The following is a 16,376-nucleotide window of genomic DNA, read 5'->3' on the forward strand; positions in this document are numbered from 1 at the left end:
GTGGCCCTCGTCATTCCGTTGCTACGGGGCAAGTAGTTGATCAGACCCCGGTGATAGAGTCCGCCCGGTCCAGGTCAAGGGGGTTCGAAATGGCGTTGAGCACCGAAGAAAGTGGTCGGCTCGCCGCGCTGCTCAGCGGGCAGGACGAACGGGTCACGACTCGGTGGACCGAGATCGTCACCAGTTCGTTGCGGGGCCGACTGAGCCAGGCAGAGCTGCGCCGACAGGTCCAGGACCTGCACCGCGCCATCGTCACCACCAGCGAGCAGGGCGTCATCGACCTGTCCGCCGACAGCGCCGCCGAACTGCGCGCCGCGCTCTCCGAACTGTCCCGGGGTCGGGCCCGACAGGGCTTCTCCGCCACCGAGACCACGATCAGCATCTTCGCGCTCAAGGACGTGCTGGCCGAGCTGATGCAGGAGGCCGGCGGCGCGGACGCGCTGCACGACTACGTCGCCTTCTCGAAGCTCGTCGACGAGCTGGGCCTGTTCACCTTCGAGACCTTCGTCCGTACCCGGGAGAGCCTGATCGCCGACCAGGCCGAGCAGCTGCTGGAACTCTCCACGCCGGTGGTCAAGCTCTGGGAGGGCGTCGTCGCCGTGCCGCTGGTCGGCACCCTGGACTCGGCCCGGGCCCAGGTCGTCATGGAGCGGCTGCTGCAGACCCTGGTCGACACCAGCTCGCCGTACGCGATCATCGACATCACCGGCGTGCCGGCGGTGGACACCCAGGTCGCCCAGCACATCCTGAAGACCGTGGTGGCCGCCCGGCTGATGGGCGCCGACTGCATCATCTCCGGCATCCGCCCGCAGATCGCGCAGACCATCGTGGCGCTCGGCATCGAGTTCGGCGACATCGCCACCAAGGCGAGCCTCGCCGACGCGCTGCGCCACGTGCTCCGGCTCACCGGGGTGGAGACCGCCCGCCGCCAGCCGCGCAGGGACGCCTGATGGAACGCGTGCCGATCCTCAAGATCGGTGACATCCTGCTCGTCTCCATCCAACTGGACATGTCCGACCAGACGGCGGTCCAGCTCCAGGAGGATCTCGCCGAGCGGATCGTGGCAACCGGTTGCCACGGCGTCATCATCGACATCACGGCGCTGGACATCGTCGACTCCTTCGTGGGGCGGATGCTCTCCACCATCGCGTCGATCTCCAAGGTGCTCGACGCGGAGACGGTGGTCGTCGGGATGCGCCCGGCCGTCGCCATCACCCTTGTCGAACTGGGGCTGTCGCTCAACGGCATCCGTACCGCGCTGAACGTCGAGCGCGGCATGGAGCTGATCGCGGCGGCCCGCGCCGACGAGCTCGATCTCCAGCTCGACGACGATCCGGACGCCGAGACGGCCACGCCGTGACCGCGGGCATCGACCTGGGCCACCCGCAGGCGCAGGCGATCCGGAGCGACGAGGACGTGGTGCGCGTCCGGCAACTGGTCCGTGCCGTGGCGGTGGCCGTCAAGCTGTCCCTCGTCGACCAGACCAAGGTGGTCACCGCGGCGAGCGAGTTGGCCCGCAACACCCTGGTGTACGGCGGCGGCGGTGCGGTCGAGGTGACGACCGTGGACAACGGCCGACGCAAGGGCGTGCAGATCGTGTTCGCCGACTCCGGGCCGGGCATCCCCGACCTGGAGCTGGCCCTCACCGACGGTTACACCACCGGCGGCGGCCTCGGCCTCGGGCTCAGTGGTGCCCGACGCCTGGTCGACGAGTTCCAGATCGAGACGTCAGCGGAGAGCGGCACGCGCGTCACGGTCACCAAGTGGTCGCGGTGAGCGCCGAGCCGGTCACTGACAGTGGCATCTGGTTTCGGGTCGAGGCCAGCAGCGCGGCGAGCGCCGTCCGGCGCGCCGCCGAGCGTCTCGGCGCGCAGCTGGAGATGGGCGAGGCGCGCATCGCCGACCTCGCCATCGTCGCCGCCGAGCTGACCAGCAACCTGGTCAAGCACGCCGACGACGGCGTCCTGCTGCTCCGGCCGGTACGCCGCGCCGGGCAGGCCGGGGTGGAGCTGGTGGCCATCGACTCCGGGCCCGGCATGGCCGACCTGACCGTCTCGTCCCAGGACGGGCACTCCACCACCGGCACCCTCGGCATCGGTCTGGGTGCCATCGTCCGGCAGGCCAGCTGGTTCGACGGATACTCGCTGCCCGGCCGGGGCACCGTCCTCGCCGTGCAGGTCTGGCCGGCGGAGACAGCACGGCCGTCCTGGGCCGGGGCCCTCACCCGACCGCTGACCGGCGAGACGGTCAGCGGCGACGGGTACGCCGTCCGGGTCGCCGACGGCCGGCACCAGGTGCTGGTCAGCGACGGGTTGGGGCACGGGCCGCTGGCCGGGGCCGCCACCGACGCGGCGCTGGCCGCGTTCCGCGACGCCCCCGCCGGCCCGCCGGCGACGGTCGTCGGCCACCTGCACCGGAGCATGTCGCACACCCGTGGCGCCGCGCTCGCGGTCGCCGAGCTGGCGCCGACGGCCGGCGTGCTGCACTACGCCGGTTTGGGCAACATCTCCGGCTTGGTCGTCGAGGGCGACGGCCACCGCCGAGGGCTGGTGTCGCTGCCCGGCATCGCCGGCCACCAGCGGCCGACGATCCGGGAGTACGACTACCCGTTCCGCCCCGGCGCCCGGCTGGTGATGCACAGCGACGGGGTGGCCGACCGATGGCGGTTGGCCGACTACCCCGGTCTGGAGGAGCGATCCCCGCTGGTCATGGCGGCGACCCTCCTGCGCGACGCCGGGGTGCGACGGGACGACGCCTGCGTGCTGGTCGCGAGGTCCTGGGAATGACCGACGAGGCGGCCGGGCTGCCGCTGCTGCAGATGGCGCTCCGGGTCGAGCAGGACATCTTCGTGATCCGTCAGCGGGGGCGTGAGGTGGCCGCGGTGGTCGGCCTCGAACACCAGGACCAGGTGCGGATCGCCACCGCGCTCAGCGAGGTCGCCCGGGACCTGCTGCGGACGGTCGGTGGTGCCGACGTCTCCTTCCACGTCGACACCGGCGTCGACGGCCGGTTCCACCTGCGCGCCGACCTGGCCCCGGTGTCCCCGCTCCCGGACGGCCGCTACCAGCCGCAGTCCGGCGCGGTCTCGCGACTGGTCGACACACTGAGCGTGACGACCGTCGAGGGGGTTACGGTCGTGAGGATGTCCCGACGAGTCCCGGCCAGCGCGCCGACGCCGACCCCGCAGCGGCTCGCCGAGTTCCGTACGGAACTCGGCGGTACCGCGCCGGCCAGTGCGCTGGACGAGCTGACCGTGCAGAACGGGCAGCTCATCGCCGCGCTCGACGAGGTACGCAGTCAACGCGACGAGCTGGCCGTGCTGAACGAGGAACTGGCCGAGACGAACCGCGGTGTGATGGCGCTCTACAACCAGCTCACCGAGGAGTTGGAGGAGACCAACCGGGGTGTCGTCGCCCTCTACGCCGAGTTGGACGAGAAGTCCGCCCAGCTCCGCGCGGCGAGTGAGTCGAAGAGCCGGTTCCTGGCCAACGTGAGCCACGAGCTGCGCGCCCCGGTCACCGCGATCATCGGCCTGGGACGGCTGCTCACCGACTCCGCCTCCGACCCGCTCACCGACGAACAGGGCCGTCAGGTCGACCTGATCCGCTCGTCCGCCGCGGACCTGCTCAACCTCGTCAACGAACTACTCGACCTGGCCAAGGCGGAATCCGGCCGGATCGAGCTGGACCTGACCGACGTCGACCTGCGCCCGGTCTTCGGCCAACTGCGCGGCACCCTGCGCGCCCTGGCCACCCGCCCGGACGTGGAGCTGGTCGTGGAGGAGCCGGCCGCGCCGGCCCTGCTGCGCACCGACGAGGTGCTGCTCGGCCAGGTGCTCCGCAACCTGCTGCACAACGGCTTGAAGTTCACCGAGCACGGCAAGGTGCGACTGCGCGCCGGCCAGCACGGCGACCGTTGGCAGTTCGAGGTCAGCGACACCGGGCCGGGCATCGCGCCCGAGCTGCAAGACCGGATCTTCGAGGAGTTCTACCAGGTGCCGGGCGCCACCCGGGTCGGTGGCACCGGCCTCGGTCTGCCGTACGCCCGGCGGTTGGTGACGCTGCTCGGCGGCACGCTGGAGCTGACCAGCGCGCCCGGTCAGGGCAGCACATTCACCGTCTCCCTGCCCGCCGGCAGGGCGTGACGGCGTGGACGGCATGCCGGCGACCATCCTGGTGGTCGATGACAGTCGTACCAAGCGCTACCTGCTGGTCAGCTGGCTGACCCGGGCCGGGTTCAGCGTGCTGGAGGCCGAGAACGGCGCCGAGGCGCTGACGCGGGTCGAGGCGGACCGGATCGACCTGGTGGTCCTCGACGTCCGCCTGCCCGACGTCAGCGGCTACGAGGTCTGTGAACAGATCAAGGCGCGGCACCCGGCGATGCCGGTGATCCACGTGTCGGCGCACGCGGTGGACGTCGCCGACCGCGCCCAAGGGCTGACCCGGGGTGCGGACGCCTACCTGACCGAGCCCATCGAACCGGAAGAGTTGATCGCCACCACCCGGGCGGTGCTGCGCTACTACCAGGCCCGGCAGCGCGCCGAACTGCTCGCCGAGCGGCTGCTCGGGCTGGCCGACACGACGGTGGCCGTACACGCCGCGCCGACCTTCGCGCGCCTGCTGGAGGCCGCCGCCGAGGGCGCCGCGCAGATCTTCAAGAGCCCGGCCGCAGTGATCGCCGAGACCTTCGACGGTGACTGTCTCGCGGGAATCTGCGCCGGTCCCGGCGCGGTGGCCGCCGTGGTGCCGTGGGTCGTCGACGACGCCGGGGTGCCGACCGGCGCCACGGTCCGGGTGGAGCCCCCGGCGAACTGGGCGCTCGTCGACTGGCCGACGGACGACACGGTGACCGTCGCCGCCGCCCGGCTGCGCGAGGACCGGGCCCCGCTGTACGTGGTGGTCCCGACCGCCACCCAGACCGCCCGGACCCCGGTACTCAAGCAGTTGGCCCAGGCCGTGGCGGCGGCCGTCGAGGCGCAACGCTCGTTCGACGAGGAACACCGGATCGCCGTCACCCTCCAACGCAGCCTGCTCCCGCGCGGGCTGCCCACCGTCGCCGGCCTCGACCTCGCGGTGCGCTACGAGCCGGCCAGCGCGCAGACCGAGGTGGGTGGCGACTTCTACGAGCTGGTGATGCTCGACGGGCACCTGCTGCTGGCGATCGGCGACGTCGCCGGCCACTCGCTGCACGCGGCGACCGTGATGGCCGAGCTGCGGCACGCGGTGCGGGCGTACGCGGTCGAGGGGCATCAGCCCGGCGAGATCCTGCACCGGGTCAACGAGCTGATGCGGACCCTGCTGCCGAACGAGTTGGCGACGCTCTGCGTCCTGCTGCTGCACCCGCCGACCGGACGGGTCCGGCTGGCCAGTGCCGGGCACCTTCCGCCGCTGCTGATCAGGGGCGGTGAGGTCGAGTTCGTACAGCACTCCGCGCCGCTGCTCGGCGTCCGCGCCCCCCGCCCGGCCGACCTGGAGTTCGTGGTGCCGGCCGGGGGCACGCTGGTCTTCTACACCGACGGGCTGATCGAACGACGGGACGCCACCATCGACGAGGGGTTGGCCGCGCTGGCCGCGGCCGCCGCGACGGTCGACGGTGACCTGGACCAGTTCTGCGCCCGGCTGCTGGTGGAACTGGCCCCACCGGAGATCCAGGACGACGTCGCCGTGGTCGTGCTGCGTCGCCGCTGACCGAGCGCTGTCGGCTTGCTCAGCGCACCGAGCGGGCGTACGCGGCGGGGGACACCCCGGCCACGGCGGTGAAGTCACGAACCAGGTGGGCCTGGTCGCTGTAGCCGAGGTCGGCGGCGAGGTCGGCCCAGCTCAACGGGCCACCGGCGGCCTGTTCGACAGCCTCCTGGAGCCGGTAGCGGCGAATCACCCACTTCGGCCCGACCCCCACGTACTCCAGGAAGAGCCGCTGCAACCGGCGGACCGAGACGTCGTGCCGCGCGGCGAAGTCGTCGACGCGCCGCACGGTCCGGTCGGTACGGATCGCCTCGGCCAGCCGGACGGCCTCCTCGGCCGCCGGCTCCGGTTCCGGCCGCCAGGCGGTGAGCAGGGTGTCCAGCGCCCTGCAGCGCTCATCGTCGTCGCTCGCGCACACCATCCTGTCCGGCACCGCCAGTCGGCCGGCGGGCAGCGGCACCCGACGTCCGGTCAGCTCGTTGACCGGGCGCTGCCAGAAGGGGTGGAAGCCGCCGGGGCGGAACTGCACCCCGCAGACCCGGCCGGTGCCGTTGATCGTGATCCGAAACAGATCGTTGCCGACCCCGGCCACCTCGCCGGACTCGGGCCCGTCGCCGTTGCGTTGGAACACCACGTTCACCGCCGGGTGTGGCACGACCCGCTGCTCGAACGGCGTACGCACCGCCCAGTCGATCAACCAGTAGTGCTCGACCCACGGGCGCAGCGACTCCGCCGGCAGGTGTCGCCGGAAGCGCACCTCGCGCAGCAGGTGCCCGGGATCGAGAATTCCCCGGCTGTCGCCCCGCGGTCGCTGTCGCATTTGTTCAAGACCACCCTCATACGCTGGCCCTATGTCCACTCAGACTAGCGATCTGCTGGCCGCCGCCGCGCCGCGAACCGTCGCCGTGGTGCGTGGCATCTCCGACGACCAGCTCGACCTGCCCACGCCGTGCGACGACTACCTGGTCCGTGATCTGCTCAACCACCTCTTCCAGGTGGTGGTCAACTTTCAGGGGCTGGCCGACAAGCGACAGGTGGAGTGGGTCGACAAGCCCGACCACCTGGGCGACGGCTGGCGGGACCGGTTCGAGGTGGAGACCGACCGGTTGGTCGTTGCCTGGTCGGACCCGTCCACCCTGGACGGCGTGTCACCGGGGATGGGCCTGCCGCAGCCCGTCGTCGGCGGGATGGCCCTGCTGGACCTGACCGTGCACGGCTGGGATCTCGCGGTCGCCACCGGCCAGCCGTACCACCCGGCCCCGGAGGCGGTGGCCGAGCTGCACGGGCTGGTGGAGCGATTGGGCCCGACCGCCCGCAAGATGGGCGTCTTCGCCGACCCACCACCCACCCCCACCGAGGCACCCGTCCCCGACCTGGCCCACCTGCTAACCCAAACCGGCCGAACCCCCACCTGGCCCCAAACCCCCTAACCCCACCCCCACCCCCACCCACCCCCACCCACCCACCCCCACCCACCCCCTGCCTGCGCCCTCGGTGATCAAGAAGTTTGCGTCAAGTTTCGGCGCGCTGGTGACGCAAACTTCTTGATCACCAGGGGGAGGGGGTCTGGGGTGGGGGTGTTGACTTGGGTATTCGCTGGGTGAATAGTGGGCGGGGTGTCCACGCCGCATGTTCTGCTCGGGTTGCTCGCTAGGGGCAGCCGGCACGGGTATGAGCTGAAGCGTGCGCACGATGAGCGGCTGCCGCGGGCGCGACCGCTGGCCTTCGGGCAGGTCTACGCCACTCTCGGTCGCCTCGAACGAGACGGGCTGGTGGAGACCGCCGGGCAGGACCGCGTCGCCGGGCCGGATCGCACGGCGTACGCGCTGACCGACCAGGGGCGCAACGCGCTGGACCAGTGGCTTTCCACGGTGGAGCCACCCATGCCGTACGTGGCGAGCACGCTCTTCGCCAAGGTCGTGGTGGCGTTGCTGGTCGCCGACGTCGATCGGGCCCGGTCCTACCTGGTCGCCCAGCGGGCCGCGCATACCGCACGGCTGCGTGAGCTGACCACGGTCAAGGCCGACCCGGACGCCACCCTCAGTGATGTGGTCGCGGCCGATTTCGCGATCGCCCACCTCGACGCGGATCTGCGGTGGCTGCACGCCACCCTGGGCCGGGTCGCCGACTGGCACCGGGAGGTGCATCCGTGACGCAACTCCAGGCTCGCGGCGTGGTTCGGGCGTACGGTCCGACGCCCGCGCTGCGCGGCGTGACGCTCGAGGTGGGCGAGGGTGAGATCGTCGCCGTCACCGGGCCGAGTGGCTGCGGCAAGTCGACCCTGCTGCACTGTCTGGCCGGGATCCTCCGGCCGGATGCCGGCGAGGTCACCTGGCGCGGGCACCGCATCGACACCTGGTCGGAGGCGGCCCGGTCCCGGTTGCGGCGCACCGAGTTCGGGGTGCTGTTCCAGTTCGGGCAACTGGTGGCGGAGCTGACCGCCGCCGAGAACGTCGCCCTGCCCCTGCTCCTCGCCGGCACGGGGCGGCGAGAGGCACGGACGGCGGCGCTCACCTGGCTGGACCGGTTCGGTGTGGCCGAGGTGGCCGACGTCCGGCCGGGTGAGATGTCCGGCGGGCAGCAGCAACGATGCGCCACCGCTCGGGCGCTGGTGACCGAACCTCGGGTGCTCTTCGCCGACGAGCCGACCGGCGCGCTGGACACGCTCACCGGTGAGCAGGTCCTCACCCAACTGGTCCGGCTCGCCCGTGAGCAGCGCACCGCCGTCGTGCTGGTCACCCACGAGCCGCGGATCGCCGCGTACGCCGATCGGGAGGTCGTGCTGCGCGACGGCCTGGTGGACCACACCGGCCTGGGGCTCGACGTGCCGCTGGCCGGCGGTGCCCGGTGAGACCGGCGACGCTGGTCCGCCTCGCGCTCGCCGGCACCCGCACCGACACCGCCCGGGTGGTGCTCACCGCGCTCAGCGCCCTGCTGGCGACGCTGGCCGGGCTCGCGGCGCTCACCGTGCTGGCCATCGAGAAGCCCGCCGGTGACGCCTGGGCGCAGTCCGAGCAGTACCGCAACGCGTTGCTGCGGGAGCCCGGCCTGCGCGGCGGTACGGCGTTCGCGTTGCTGATGCTGATGGTCCCGGTGCTGGCGTTGGCCGGTCAGTGTGCTCGGCTCGGCGCGCCGGCCCGGGACCGTCGGTTGGCCGCGCTCCGGTTGGCCGGCGCGACTCCGGGGCAGGTCACCCGGTTGGTGGTGCTGGAGACCGGCGTGGCCGCTCTGTTGGGCACGCTCGCCGGGCTGGGTGTCTACCTGGTCGGCCGCGATCTGCTGCACCGCCCGGACGCGCGAGGTCAACTGGCCCTGCCCACCGACGTGCTGCCGTCGACCGGCGCGCTGGCCGGCGTGGTGCTCGGTCTGCCGGTCGTCGCGGCGCTGGCCACCGCCCTGATGCTGCGTACGGTCACCACCAGCCCGCTCGGGGTGACCCGCAAGGCGGCCCGTGAACGTGGTCCAGGCCCGTGGGCCGGGCTCCTGATCGGGTTCGGCGTGGTGTCGTTCGCGATGGTCCGCTCGGTGGCGTTTCGGTTGGACAGCAACGGAGAGCTGGCGTGGCTGCTGCCGATGCTGTTCGTGGTGGGCGCGTTGGTGGCGATGGTCGGGGTGGTGATCGGCACCGGCTGGATTTCGTACCACTGTGGGCGGTTGTTGCGCCGGTATGCCCGCCGTCCGGCGGCCCTGCTCGCGGCGGGCCGGCTGATGGCCGACCCGTGGGCGGGCAGTCGCACCTTCGCCGCGCTGCTCGCCGCCCTGATCTTCGGCGGGGGCGCAGCCGCACAGCGCGCCTACTTCGCCACCAAGGACGAGATCGAACGGGAGCAGAGCCGACTCCTCGGTGCGGACTTCGGCGGCAACCCCTTCTACCTGTCCACGATGGATCTGGTCGACGGCGCGGTGGCGGTGGCCATCCTGATCGCGGCGGGCGGGCTGATCGTCGCGCTGGTCGAGGGGATCGTCGCCCGTCGGCGTGCCTACGCCGCGTTGGTCGCCACCGGGGTGCCCCGCGCCACGCTGGGCCGTTCGGTGGCCTGGCAGGCGTTGGCACCGGCCGTGCCGGCGATCCTGCTGGCGCTCAGCGTGGGCACGGTGCTCGGCCGAGGGCTCGGCGGTGAGACGGTGTCGACGGGGGTCTCGTCGACTGGTGTCTGCGAGGCCACAGCGGCGCTCTGCGACGACCCGGCCACCCGTGACCAGTACACCCGGATCGTGTACAGCCCCGACGTGCAGCGCGCCGTTCCGGTGCCTCTGGAGCACCTGGCCTGGCTCGGTGCTGGCGCGGTGGTCGCGGTGCTCCTGACGATCGGCGTCGGTCTGCTCTTCCTGCGCGCCAGCACCGCCATGGACGAGCTGCGGACGACCTGAGCCCGGGGGCCACCCCCGGCCCAGGTCGACCCGGCGCGTTCAGGCGGTGAGCAGGCCGGACGAGAGCGCGATGAGCGCGCCGACCACCGCCGAACAGCAGCAGACCAGGAGGCCGGCGACGAGCGCGAGGATCAGCCAGACCCGGCGATCCCGCGCCACCGCCGCCATGCTCGGTCGGTGGCTCACGCGCGACCGAGGCGGTCCAGGATCCAGGCGTTGATGAACGCCTCCTCGCGCCAGGAGTCGTAGCGACCGCTCGGGCCGCCGTGCCCGGCACCCATCTCGGTCTTCAGCAGGTAGTCGCCGCCCGGGGCGACCGCCCGCAGCCGGGCGATCCACTTCGCCGGCTCCGAGTAGAGCACCCGGGTGTCGTTGAGGCTGGTCACCGCGAGGATCGCCGGATAGTCCACGGCCGCCACGTTCTCGTACGGCGTGTAGGACTTCATGTACGCGTACACCTCGGGGTCGTCGAGCGGGTTGCCCCACTCCTCCCACTCGGTGACGGTCAGCGGCAGCGACGGGTCGAGGATCGACGTGAGCGCGTCCACGAACGGGACCTGAGCCACGATGCCGGTGAATGCGTCCGGCGCGAGGTTGGCCACCGCACCCATCAGCAGGCCACCGGCCGAGGCGCCCCGGGCGACCAGTCGGTCGTTGGCCGTCCAGCCGGCCTTGACCAGGTGCCGGGCGCACGCCACGAAGTCGGTGAAGGTGTTCTTCTTGGCCAGCAGCTTGCCCTGGTCGTACCACCGTCGGCCCAGTTCACCGCCGCCCCGGATGTGCGCCACCGCGAAGACCACGCCCCGGTCCAGCAGGGACAGCCGGGCCACCGAGAACCACGGGTCCATGCTGGCCTCGTACGAGCCGTAGCCGTACAGCTCGCAGGGTGCCGAGCCGTCCCGGGGGGTGCCGACGCGGCAGACCAGCGAGATCGGCACGCGGGTGCCGTCGTCGGCGAGCGCCCAGTCGCGGTGCTGCTCGTACTCGGCCGGGTCGTACGGTCGGCCGTCCGGCCCGGGCAGCACCGGCTTCTGCTTGAGCAGCACCATCTGCCGGGTGACCAGGTCGTAGTCGTACACCGAGTCGGGGGTGATCAGGGAGGAGTAGCGCAGCCGGACCCGGCCGGTGCGGTATTCCGGGTTGGCGTCCAACCCGACGCTGTACAGCGGCTCGGGGAAGTCGATGTCGTACCCGTCGTCGCTGCCCACCGGCAGCACCCGCAGCCCGGTGAGCCCGTCGGTGCGCAGCGACACCACCAGGTGGTTGGCGAAGGCGTCGACGGCCTCCAGCCGGGTGCCGGGGGTGTGCTCGATCAGCGGCACCCAGTCGCCCGGTACGTCCGCCGAGGTGAACGCCAGTGCGAAGTCCTCGGCGTTTTCGTTGTGCAGGATCAGGAAGCGGTGCCCGTGGTGCTCCACCGTGTATTCGACGCCCTGCCGGCGGGGCGCGATCACGGCCGGCGCGCCGGTCGGGTTGCCGGCGGGGATCACCAGCACCTCGCTGGTGATCTTGCTGTGCACGTCGATGAGGATGAACTTCTCCGACCGGGTGAGCTCCACCCCCACCCAGAACCGCTCGTCGTCCTCCTGGTGGACCACCACGTCGTCGGCGGCGGGGGAGCCGATGGTGTGCCGCCAGACCCGGTTCGGTCGCCAGGCGTCGTCGACCGTCACGTAGAACAGCACCGAGGCGTCGGTTGACCAGGCGGTGCCGTAGAAGGTGTCCGGCACCTCGTCGGGCAGCAGCTCGCCGGTGGTCAGGTCCTTCACGCGCAGGGTGAATCGCTCGTCACCGGAGAAGTCGGTGGAGTAGGCCAGCCAGCGGCCGTCCGGACTGACGTCGAACGCGCCGAGCGAGAAGAAGTCGTGCCCTTCGGCCAGCAGGTTGCCGTCGAGCAGCACCTCCTCGCCGTCGAGCGGAGCACCGTCCGCGCTGACCGGAGGCTTGGTCTCGCCGTCGCGGACCGCCCGGCGGCAGTGCACCCCGTACTGCTGCCCCTCGACCGTCCGGGTGTAGTACCAGTGCCCGCCCTTGCGGGTCGGCACGGACAGGTCGGTCTCCTGGGTGCGTCGGCGAGTCTCCTCGAACAGGTCGGCGCGCAGCTCGGCCAGGTGGGCCGTACGCGCCTCGGTGTACGCGTTCTCGGCGGTCAGGTAGGCGATCGTCTCCGGGTCGTCCTTGGCGGCGAGCCAGGCGTACTCGTCGATGACGGTGTCGCCGTGGTGGGTGCGTTCGCTGGGCACCCGCTTCGCCGCGGGCGGGGCAGTCTCGGTGGTCACGGCGGCCACGTTACCGGCCGGCAGCCGCGGTGCGCCGGACCAGCGGCATCCCGATAGTCGCCACCACCTCTTTCGAACACATGTACGATGGCCGACATGGCGGCAGCAGCGAGTTCCCTCGGTCGGTCCGGCGCCCTTGAGATCACCCGGCGGTTGTCGGCGATCTGCGGTTCACCCTTCTCGCGGCTGGCCGGTCCCGCCGATGAGGTGGCGGGGCGGCCGGCGCGTTGGGTGGCCGTTCCGGGTGGTCCGCACGCCGCCGCCGAGGTGCTGCGGTTGGCCGCCCGACACGACCTGGCGGTGGTGCCCCGAGGGGCGGGCACGAAGATCGACTGGGGTGCCACGCCCGTTCAGGTCGACATCCTGCTCGACACCGGCCGGCTGGCCGGCATCGGTCACGAGCCGGCCGGCGCGCTGGTGGCCGACGTGGGGGCCGGCACTCCACTGCGGGCGGTGCAGGCCACCCTGGAACGCGCCGGGCAGCGGCTCGCGATGGACGCCCCGTCACCCGGGGCGACCCTGGGTGGCGTGCTCGCCGCCGGCGAGGCCGGGCCGCTGCGGCACCGTCACGGCAGCCCCTGCGACCAACTGCTCGGCGTGCGTTACCTCGCCGCCGACGGCGAGCTGATCAGCGTCGGCGGCGGCGCGCCCGGGCTCGACCTGGCCCGCCTGCTCTGCGGTTCCCAGGGCGCGCTCGGCGTGCTGGTGTCGGCGAGCCTGAGGGTGCAGCCGGTGCCGGCGAGCAGGCTCTGGGTGTCCCGCCCGGTGTGGACCCCGTTGGAGGTGCACGACCTGGTCCGGACGATCCTCGCCGCTCGGCTGGAGCCGGCGGCCATCGAGCTGGACCTGCCCGGAGGCACCCCCCGCCCCCGTACGCCGTACCCGCCCGGCCACCCGGCGGCCACCGCCCGGGAACGCCACCCGTCGATGTCCGGCCGGGCTGGTGCCCCGTCCCGGGCCGGCAGCCTGGTGGTGCTGCTGGAGGGCGGCCCCGCCGAGGTCACCGAGCGGGCCGAGCGGCTGGTCGGCCTGCTGCACGGGGAGGCGACAATCGCCCACTCCGCGCCGACCTGGTGGCGCCGCTACCCGTTCGCGCCCGGCGACACGGCCCTGCGCCTGGAAGTGCCGATCAGTGACCTGCACGCCGCCGTCTACGCGCTGCGCGACGCCGCCGGCGCGCCGGTGCCGGTGCGCGGGTCCGCCGGGCTGGGCATGGTGCACGCGGCACTGCCCGGAGCGTTGGCACCCGACCGGGTGGCGTCCATCCTGGCCGCCGTCCGAGGGGTGCTGCTGGCCCGGCAGGGCCGCTGCGTGGTGGTCTCCGCTCCGGCGGCGGTCCGCCAGGCGGTCGACCTCTGGGGTGAGCTGGCCGGCCTGGCCCAGCTGCGAGCCGCGAAGCGGCACCTGGACCCGGAGCACCGGCTCGCGCCCGGCCGGCTCCCCGGCGGCCTGTGAGGCCGGGTCGCGGTCAGTCCATCCACCACCGGTGCATGTCCAGCAGCGGCGGGGTGAAACGGGCCACCAGCACCAGCAGGCCGCCAACCGCCCCGCCCAGCAGCAGTGTCCTCGTCGCCCGCGGCAGGGCCTCGCGCTCCCGGGCGGCCACCGCCGCCGCGACGATCGCCAACGGCAGCCCGAGCACCGCACCCGCCAGGTAGAGGACCGCCACCACGGGGTGCAGCACCCCGAAGACGGCAATGTCCTTCGGGTCGTACGCGCCGGTCAGCATCTCGGCCGGGCCGACGCCGGCGGTCGCCATCCGACCCAGGTAGAGCAGAAGCACGGCGAGGAACCCGCCGATGGCCGCGAGCTGCGCGACGACCAGGGCGCGGACAAACGGCCGGGAGTACGACGAGACCTGCGCGACGCTCGACATGGCCGTCAATCTACTCAGCTGCCCCGAGATGCGGGTGCCGCGCGGCGGTCAGGTCGCGTCGTTGCGGAGCACCAGGACGGCGATGTCGTCCCGGGGCGGCTCGACCGAGAAGTTGATCGCCGCGGCGCGCAGCCGGGCGGCCACCACGTCGGCGGAGTAGCCCGCCAGCGGTGCGGCGGCGTCCCGAAGCCGGTCGGTGCCGAACAACTCCCGGCCGCGTCGGCGTTCGGTGACGCCATCGGTGTAGAAGATCAGCGAATCGCCACGGGCGAGCGTGATCTCCGCAGTCGGCGACGTGATCGTGTCGAGCAGACCGAGCGCGGTGCCGCCGGTGCCGACGAACTCGGCGCCGCCCGCCCCGGCCAGCAGCACCGGCCGGTCGTGCCCGGCAAGGTGCAGCGAGACGTGCAACTGGTCGCCCTCGCCCGGATCCACCGCCGCCAGCGCCAGCGTGCAGTACCGGCCGCCGCCGCGCTCGACAAGTGTCTCGTTGAGCCGCGCCAACGCCTCCGGCAACGGCTTGCCGTCGCCGACCAGCACCCGGATCACGTCCCGGACCAGCCCGGTCACCGCTGCCGCCTGGACACCCTTGCCGGAGACATCACCGATCACCACCAGCCAGCGCCCGTCGGGCAGCGGCACCACGTCGTAGAAGTCGCCCCCCACCTCGGCGTCGTCGCCGGTCGGGACGTACTCGGCGGCGAAGCCGATCCCGTCCACCAGCGGCAGCACCGGCGGCAGCAGAGACTGCTGGAGCGTCTGCGCGACGCGGCGGCGTTCGGCGTGGATGCGGGCGTTCTCGATGGCCAGGGCGGCCCGCCGGGCCACGTCCTCCAGCACGGCCACCTCGTCCGGGTCGTGCCGGTGGCGCTGGTGGCGCCCCACCGCCAAGGTTCCGAGCCGCTGCCCACGGGCGATCAGCGGGACCGCGAAACCCTCCATCGGCCCGCCCAGCGGGATCTGCGCCGCGCTGCGCGACGCCTCGCGCAGGCGGGCCTGGATCGAATCCGGGCCGGTCTCCGCCAGCACCTTGTGCAACTGCGGAAGCATCGACTCGTCGGCGTGGCTGGCCGCCGCCAGCCGGAGCCGGCCCCACTCGTCGGTGGTGTGCACCGCGCACCACTGACCGAGTCGCGGCACCACCAACTGCGGCACCAGCGCCATGGTCAGGTCGACGTCCAACGACTGGGCCAGCAGCTCGCTCGCCTCGGCCAGGAACGTCAGCCACACCTGTCGACGGACGTCCGCCCGGCGCAACCGGTCGTTCTCCAGGTGCAGCGACAGCCGCTCGGCGGTGAGCACCGCCAACGGTCGGGCGTACGCCGACGGCGCGGCGTCCAACTCCAACTCCCCGGCGTACGGGCGGTGCACCGTCAGCGGCACCCGGAGGAGTTCGCTGCCGGGGCGAGGTGGGCGACCGAAGCGGGCCAGCACCTGGGGGCCCTGGCCGTCGCCCCGGTCCAGGCGGATCGCGCCGCCGGCCGCGCCCACCATCTCGGCGACCCGGCTGAGCAGGCTGGTGGCGAAGTCGGGCAGCGGGTCGTCCCCGTACAGGTCGGGGGCGGTCTGCATGAGTTCGCTCATCGCGCTGGCGCTCGGCGCGGACCGGTCGGTGCCGGGTTGCGGGCCGGCGCTGGCCGGTGTCGACTCGCCGACGGTGCCTGCGGAGGGCGGGTCGACGCCGGGGCGGTCGAGCCGGAACCAGACGCCCTTCCCGGTGGGCAGGTACGTCGTGCCCCAGCGGCTGGCGAAGTGGTCGACCAGCAGCAGGCCCCGGCCGCGCACGGAGATCTCGTTGATCTCGGTGGAGTCGTTGCGGTCGCCGACGGTCAGCTCGTCGCCCGAGCCGGGGGCGAAGTCGGAGACGGTGACGGTCAGCCCGATTTCGTCGGCGACGACCTCGATGTCCAACTCGGTGCCGGCGTGTTCGACGGCGTTGGTGGTCAGCTCGGTGGTGAGCAGCAGCGCCTCGTTGGCCAGTTCGTCCAGGTGTGACTCGGTCAACACCGAGCGGACCACGGCGCGGGCGGCGGCCGGCGTGCGGCGGTCGGCGGGCAGCCGGACACGCCGGACGGCCCCGTCCCGGGCCCCGGCCGTCGCGGGCCCCGCCTCGGCTGACACCCCCGTATCCTCCACCGTCCCCCTGCCGGGTGCCAAGCCGATCAC

Annotated in this window: 15 protein-coding genes; 11 read left to right on the forward strand and 4 right to left on the reverse strand. The window is 72.7% G+C overall.

Annotation, left to right across the window (positions count from 1 at the left end; translation table 11 throughout):
• The first annotated feature begins 89 nt into the window (after positions 1–89).
• From EV382_RS26780 to EV382_RS26805, 6 genes are read left to right on the forward strand one after another with little or no spacing between them, the layout of a single operon-like run.
• Positions 90–950, forward strand: a complete 861-nt coding sequence (locus tag EV382_RS26780; protein ID WP_130406323.1) for an STAS domain-containing protein — start codon at positions 90–92, stop codon at positions 948–950.
• Entirely contained in the window at positions 950–1,360 is a 411-nt protein-coding gene (locus EV382_RS26785; protein ID WP_130406325.1) for an STAS domain-containing protein, read from the forward strand. The genes EV382_RS26780 and EV382_RS26785 overlap by 1 nt, the downstream gene beginning before the upstream one ends.
• Positions 1,357–1,776, forward strand: a complete 420-nt coding sequence (locus EV382_RS26790; RefSeq protein ID WP_130406327.1) for an ATP-binding protein — start codon at positions 1,357–1,359, stop codon at positions 1,774–1,776. Before EV382_RS26785 ends, EV382_RS26790 begins: the two co-directional genes overlap by 4 nt.
• Positions 1,764–2,786, forward strand: coding sequence for a SpoIIE family protein phosphatase (locus tag EV382_RS26795; protein WP_425271938.1), 1,023 nt, complete (start codon positions 1,764–1,766; stop codon positions 2,784–2,786). Before EV382_RS26790 ends, EV382_RS26795 begins: the two co-directional genes overlap by 13 nt.
• Positions 2,783–4,144 (forward strand): sensor histidine kinase, encoded by a 1,362-nt coding sequence (locus tag EV382_RS26800; protein WP_130406329.1) that lies wholly within the window; start codon positions 2,783–2,785, stop codon positions 4,142–4,144. The genes EV382_RS26795 and EV382_RS26800 overlap by 4 nt, the downstream gene beginning before the upstream one ends.
• Positions 4,145–4,157: 13 nt before the next feature.
• Entirely contained in the window at positions 4,158–5,687 is a 1,530-nt protein-coding gene (locus tag EV382_RS26805) for a SpoIIE family protein phosphatase (protein WP_208758501.1), read from the forward strand.
• Between the two features lie 19 nt (positions 5,688–5,706).
• Here the strand turns inward: EV382_RS26805 and EV382_RS26810 are convergent, their stop codons facing one another.
• Complete coding sequence (locus EV382_RS26810; RefSeq protein WP_130406333.1) at positions 5,707–6,504, reverse strand: helix-turn-helix domain-containing protein; 798 nt, start codon at positions 6,502–6,504, stop codon at positions 5,707–5,709.
• Positions 6,505–6,535: 31 nt separating this feature from the next.
• Here EV382_RS26810 and EV382_RS26815 point away from each other — a divergent pair, with 31 nt between their 5' ends.
• The 4 genes from EV382_RS26815 to EV382_RS26830 all read left to right on the forward strand — a co-directional run bounded on the left by EV382_RS26815 (position 6,536) and on the right by EV382_RS26830 (position 10,055).
• On the forward strand, positions 6,536–7,114 hold the full coding sequence (locus tag EV382_RS26815; RefSeq protein WP_130406335.1) for a TIGR03086 family metal-binding protein: 579 nt from the start codon (positions 6,536–6,538) through the stop codon (positions 7,112–7,114).
• A gap of 186 nt (positions 7,115–7,300) precedes the next feature.
• A complete protein-coding gene (locus tag EV382_RS26820) occupies positions 7,301–7,837 on the forward strand; it encodes a PadR family transcriptional regulator (RefSeq protein ID WP_130406337.1) in 537 nt (178 codons plus the stop codon).
• Positions 7,834–8,535 carry an ABC transporter ATP-binding protein gene (locus EV382_RS26825; protein WP_130406339.1) on the forward strand — a complete coding sequence of 234 codons (702 nt, stop codon included), beginning with the start codon at positions 7,834–7,836 and terminating at the stop codon, positions 8,533–8,535. Before EV382_RS26820 ends, EV382_RS26825 begins: the two co-directional genes overlap by 4 nt.
• Entirely contained in the window at positions 8,532–10,055 is a 1,524-nt protein-coding gene (locus tag EV382_RS26830; RefSeq protein WP_130406341.1) for an FtsX-like permease family protein, read from the forward strand. The genes EV382_RS26825 and EV382_RS26830 overlap by 4 nt, the downstream gene beginning before the upstream one ends.
• A 182-nt stretch (positions 10,056–10,237) precedes the next feature.
• Here EV382_RS26830 and EV382_RS26835 read toward each other — a convergent pair whose 3' ends face one another.
• Positions 10,238–12,334, reverse strand: a complete 2,097-nt coding sequence (locus tag EV382_RS26835) for a S9 family peptidase (RefSeq protein ID WP_130406343.1) — start codon at positions 12,332–12,334, stop codon at positions 10,238–10,240.
• 96 nt (positions 12,335–12,430) lie between these two features.
• Here EV382_RS26835 and EV382_RS26840 point away from each other — a divergent pair, with 96 nt between their 5' ends.
• Positions 12,431–13,789, forward strand: a complete 1,359-nt coding sequence (locus tag EV382_RS26840) for an FAD-binding oxidoreductase (protein WP_130406345.1) — start codon at positions 12,431–12,433, stop codon at positions 13,787–13,789.
• A 13-nt stretch (positions 13,790–13,802) separates the two neighbouring features.
• On the opposite strand, the gene EV382_RS26845 is transcribed toward EV382_RS26840, so the two are convergent.
• Together EV382_RS26845 and EV382_RS26850 are read right to left on the reverse strand one after the other, a co-directional pair.
• The gene (locus EV382_RS26845; protein ID WP_130406347.1) at positions 13,803–14,210 is read right to left on the reverse strand and encodes a hypothetical protein; all 408 of its coding nucleotides are present in this window, start codon (positions 14,208–14,210) and stop codon (positions 13,803–13,805) included.
• 48 nt (positions 14,211–14,258) lie between these two features.
• Complete coding sequence (locus EV382_RS26850; protein WP_130406349.1) at positions 14,259–16,331, reverse strand: SpoIIE family protein phosphatase; 2,073 nt, start codon at positions 16,329–16,331, stop codon at positions 14,259–14,261.
• Positions 16,332–16,376 lie beyond the last annotated feature (45 nt).

It is taken from the genome of Micromonospora violae, from assembly GCF_004217135.1.
Lineage (GTDB): Bacteria > Actinomycetota > Actinomycetes > Mycobacteriales > Micromonosporaceae > Micromonospora > Micromonospora violae.

Coding starts and splice junctions, on each gene's coding strand:
- EV382_RS26780 (WP_130406323.1), top strand. CDS start 90: ATGGCGTTGAGCACCGAAGAAAGTGGTCGGCTCGCCGCGCTGCTCAGC.
- EV382_RS26785 (WP_130406325.1), top strand. CDS start 950: ATGGAACGCGTGCCGATCCTCAAGATCGGTGACATCCTGCTCGTCTCC.
- EV382_RS26800 (WP_130406329.1), top strand. CDS start 2,783: ATGACCGACGAGGCGGCCGGGCTGCCGCTGCTGCAGATGGCGCTCCGG.
- EV382_RS26805 (WP_208758501.1), top strand. CDS start 4,158: ATGCCGGCGACCATCCTGGTGGTCGATGACAGTCGTACCAAGCGCTAC.
- EV382_RS26810 (WP_130406333.1), bottom strand. CDS start 6,504: ATGCGACAGCGACCGCGGGGCGACAGCCGGGGAATTCTCGATCCCGGG.
- EV382_RS26815 (WP_130406335.1), top strand. CDS start 6,536: ATGTCCACTCAGACTAGCGATCTGCTGGCCGCCGCCGCGCCGCGAACC.
- EV382_RS26840 (WP_130406345.1), top strand. CDS start 12,431: ATGGCGGCAGCAGCGAGTTCCCTCGGTCGGTCCGGCGCCCTTGAGATC.
- EV382_RS26845 (WP_130406347.1), bottom strand. CDS start 14,210: ATGTCGAGCGTCGCGCAGGTCTCGTCGTACTCCCGGCCGTTTGTCCGC.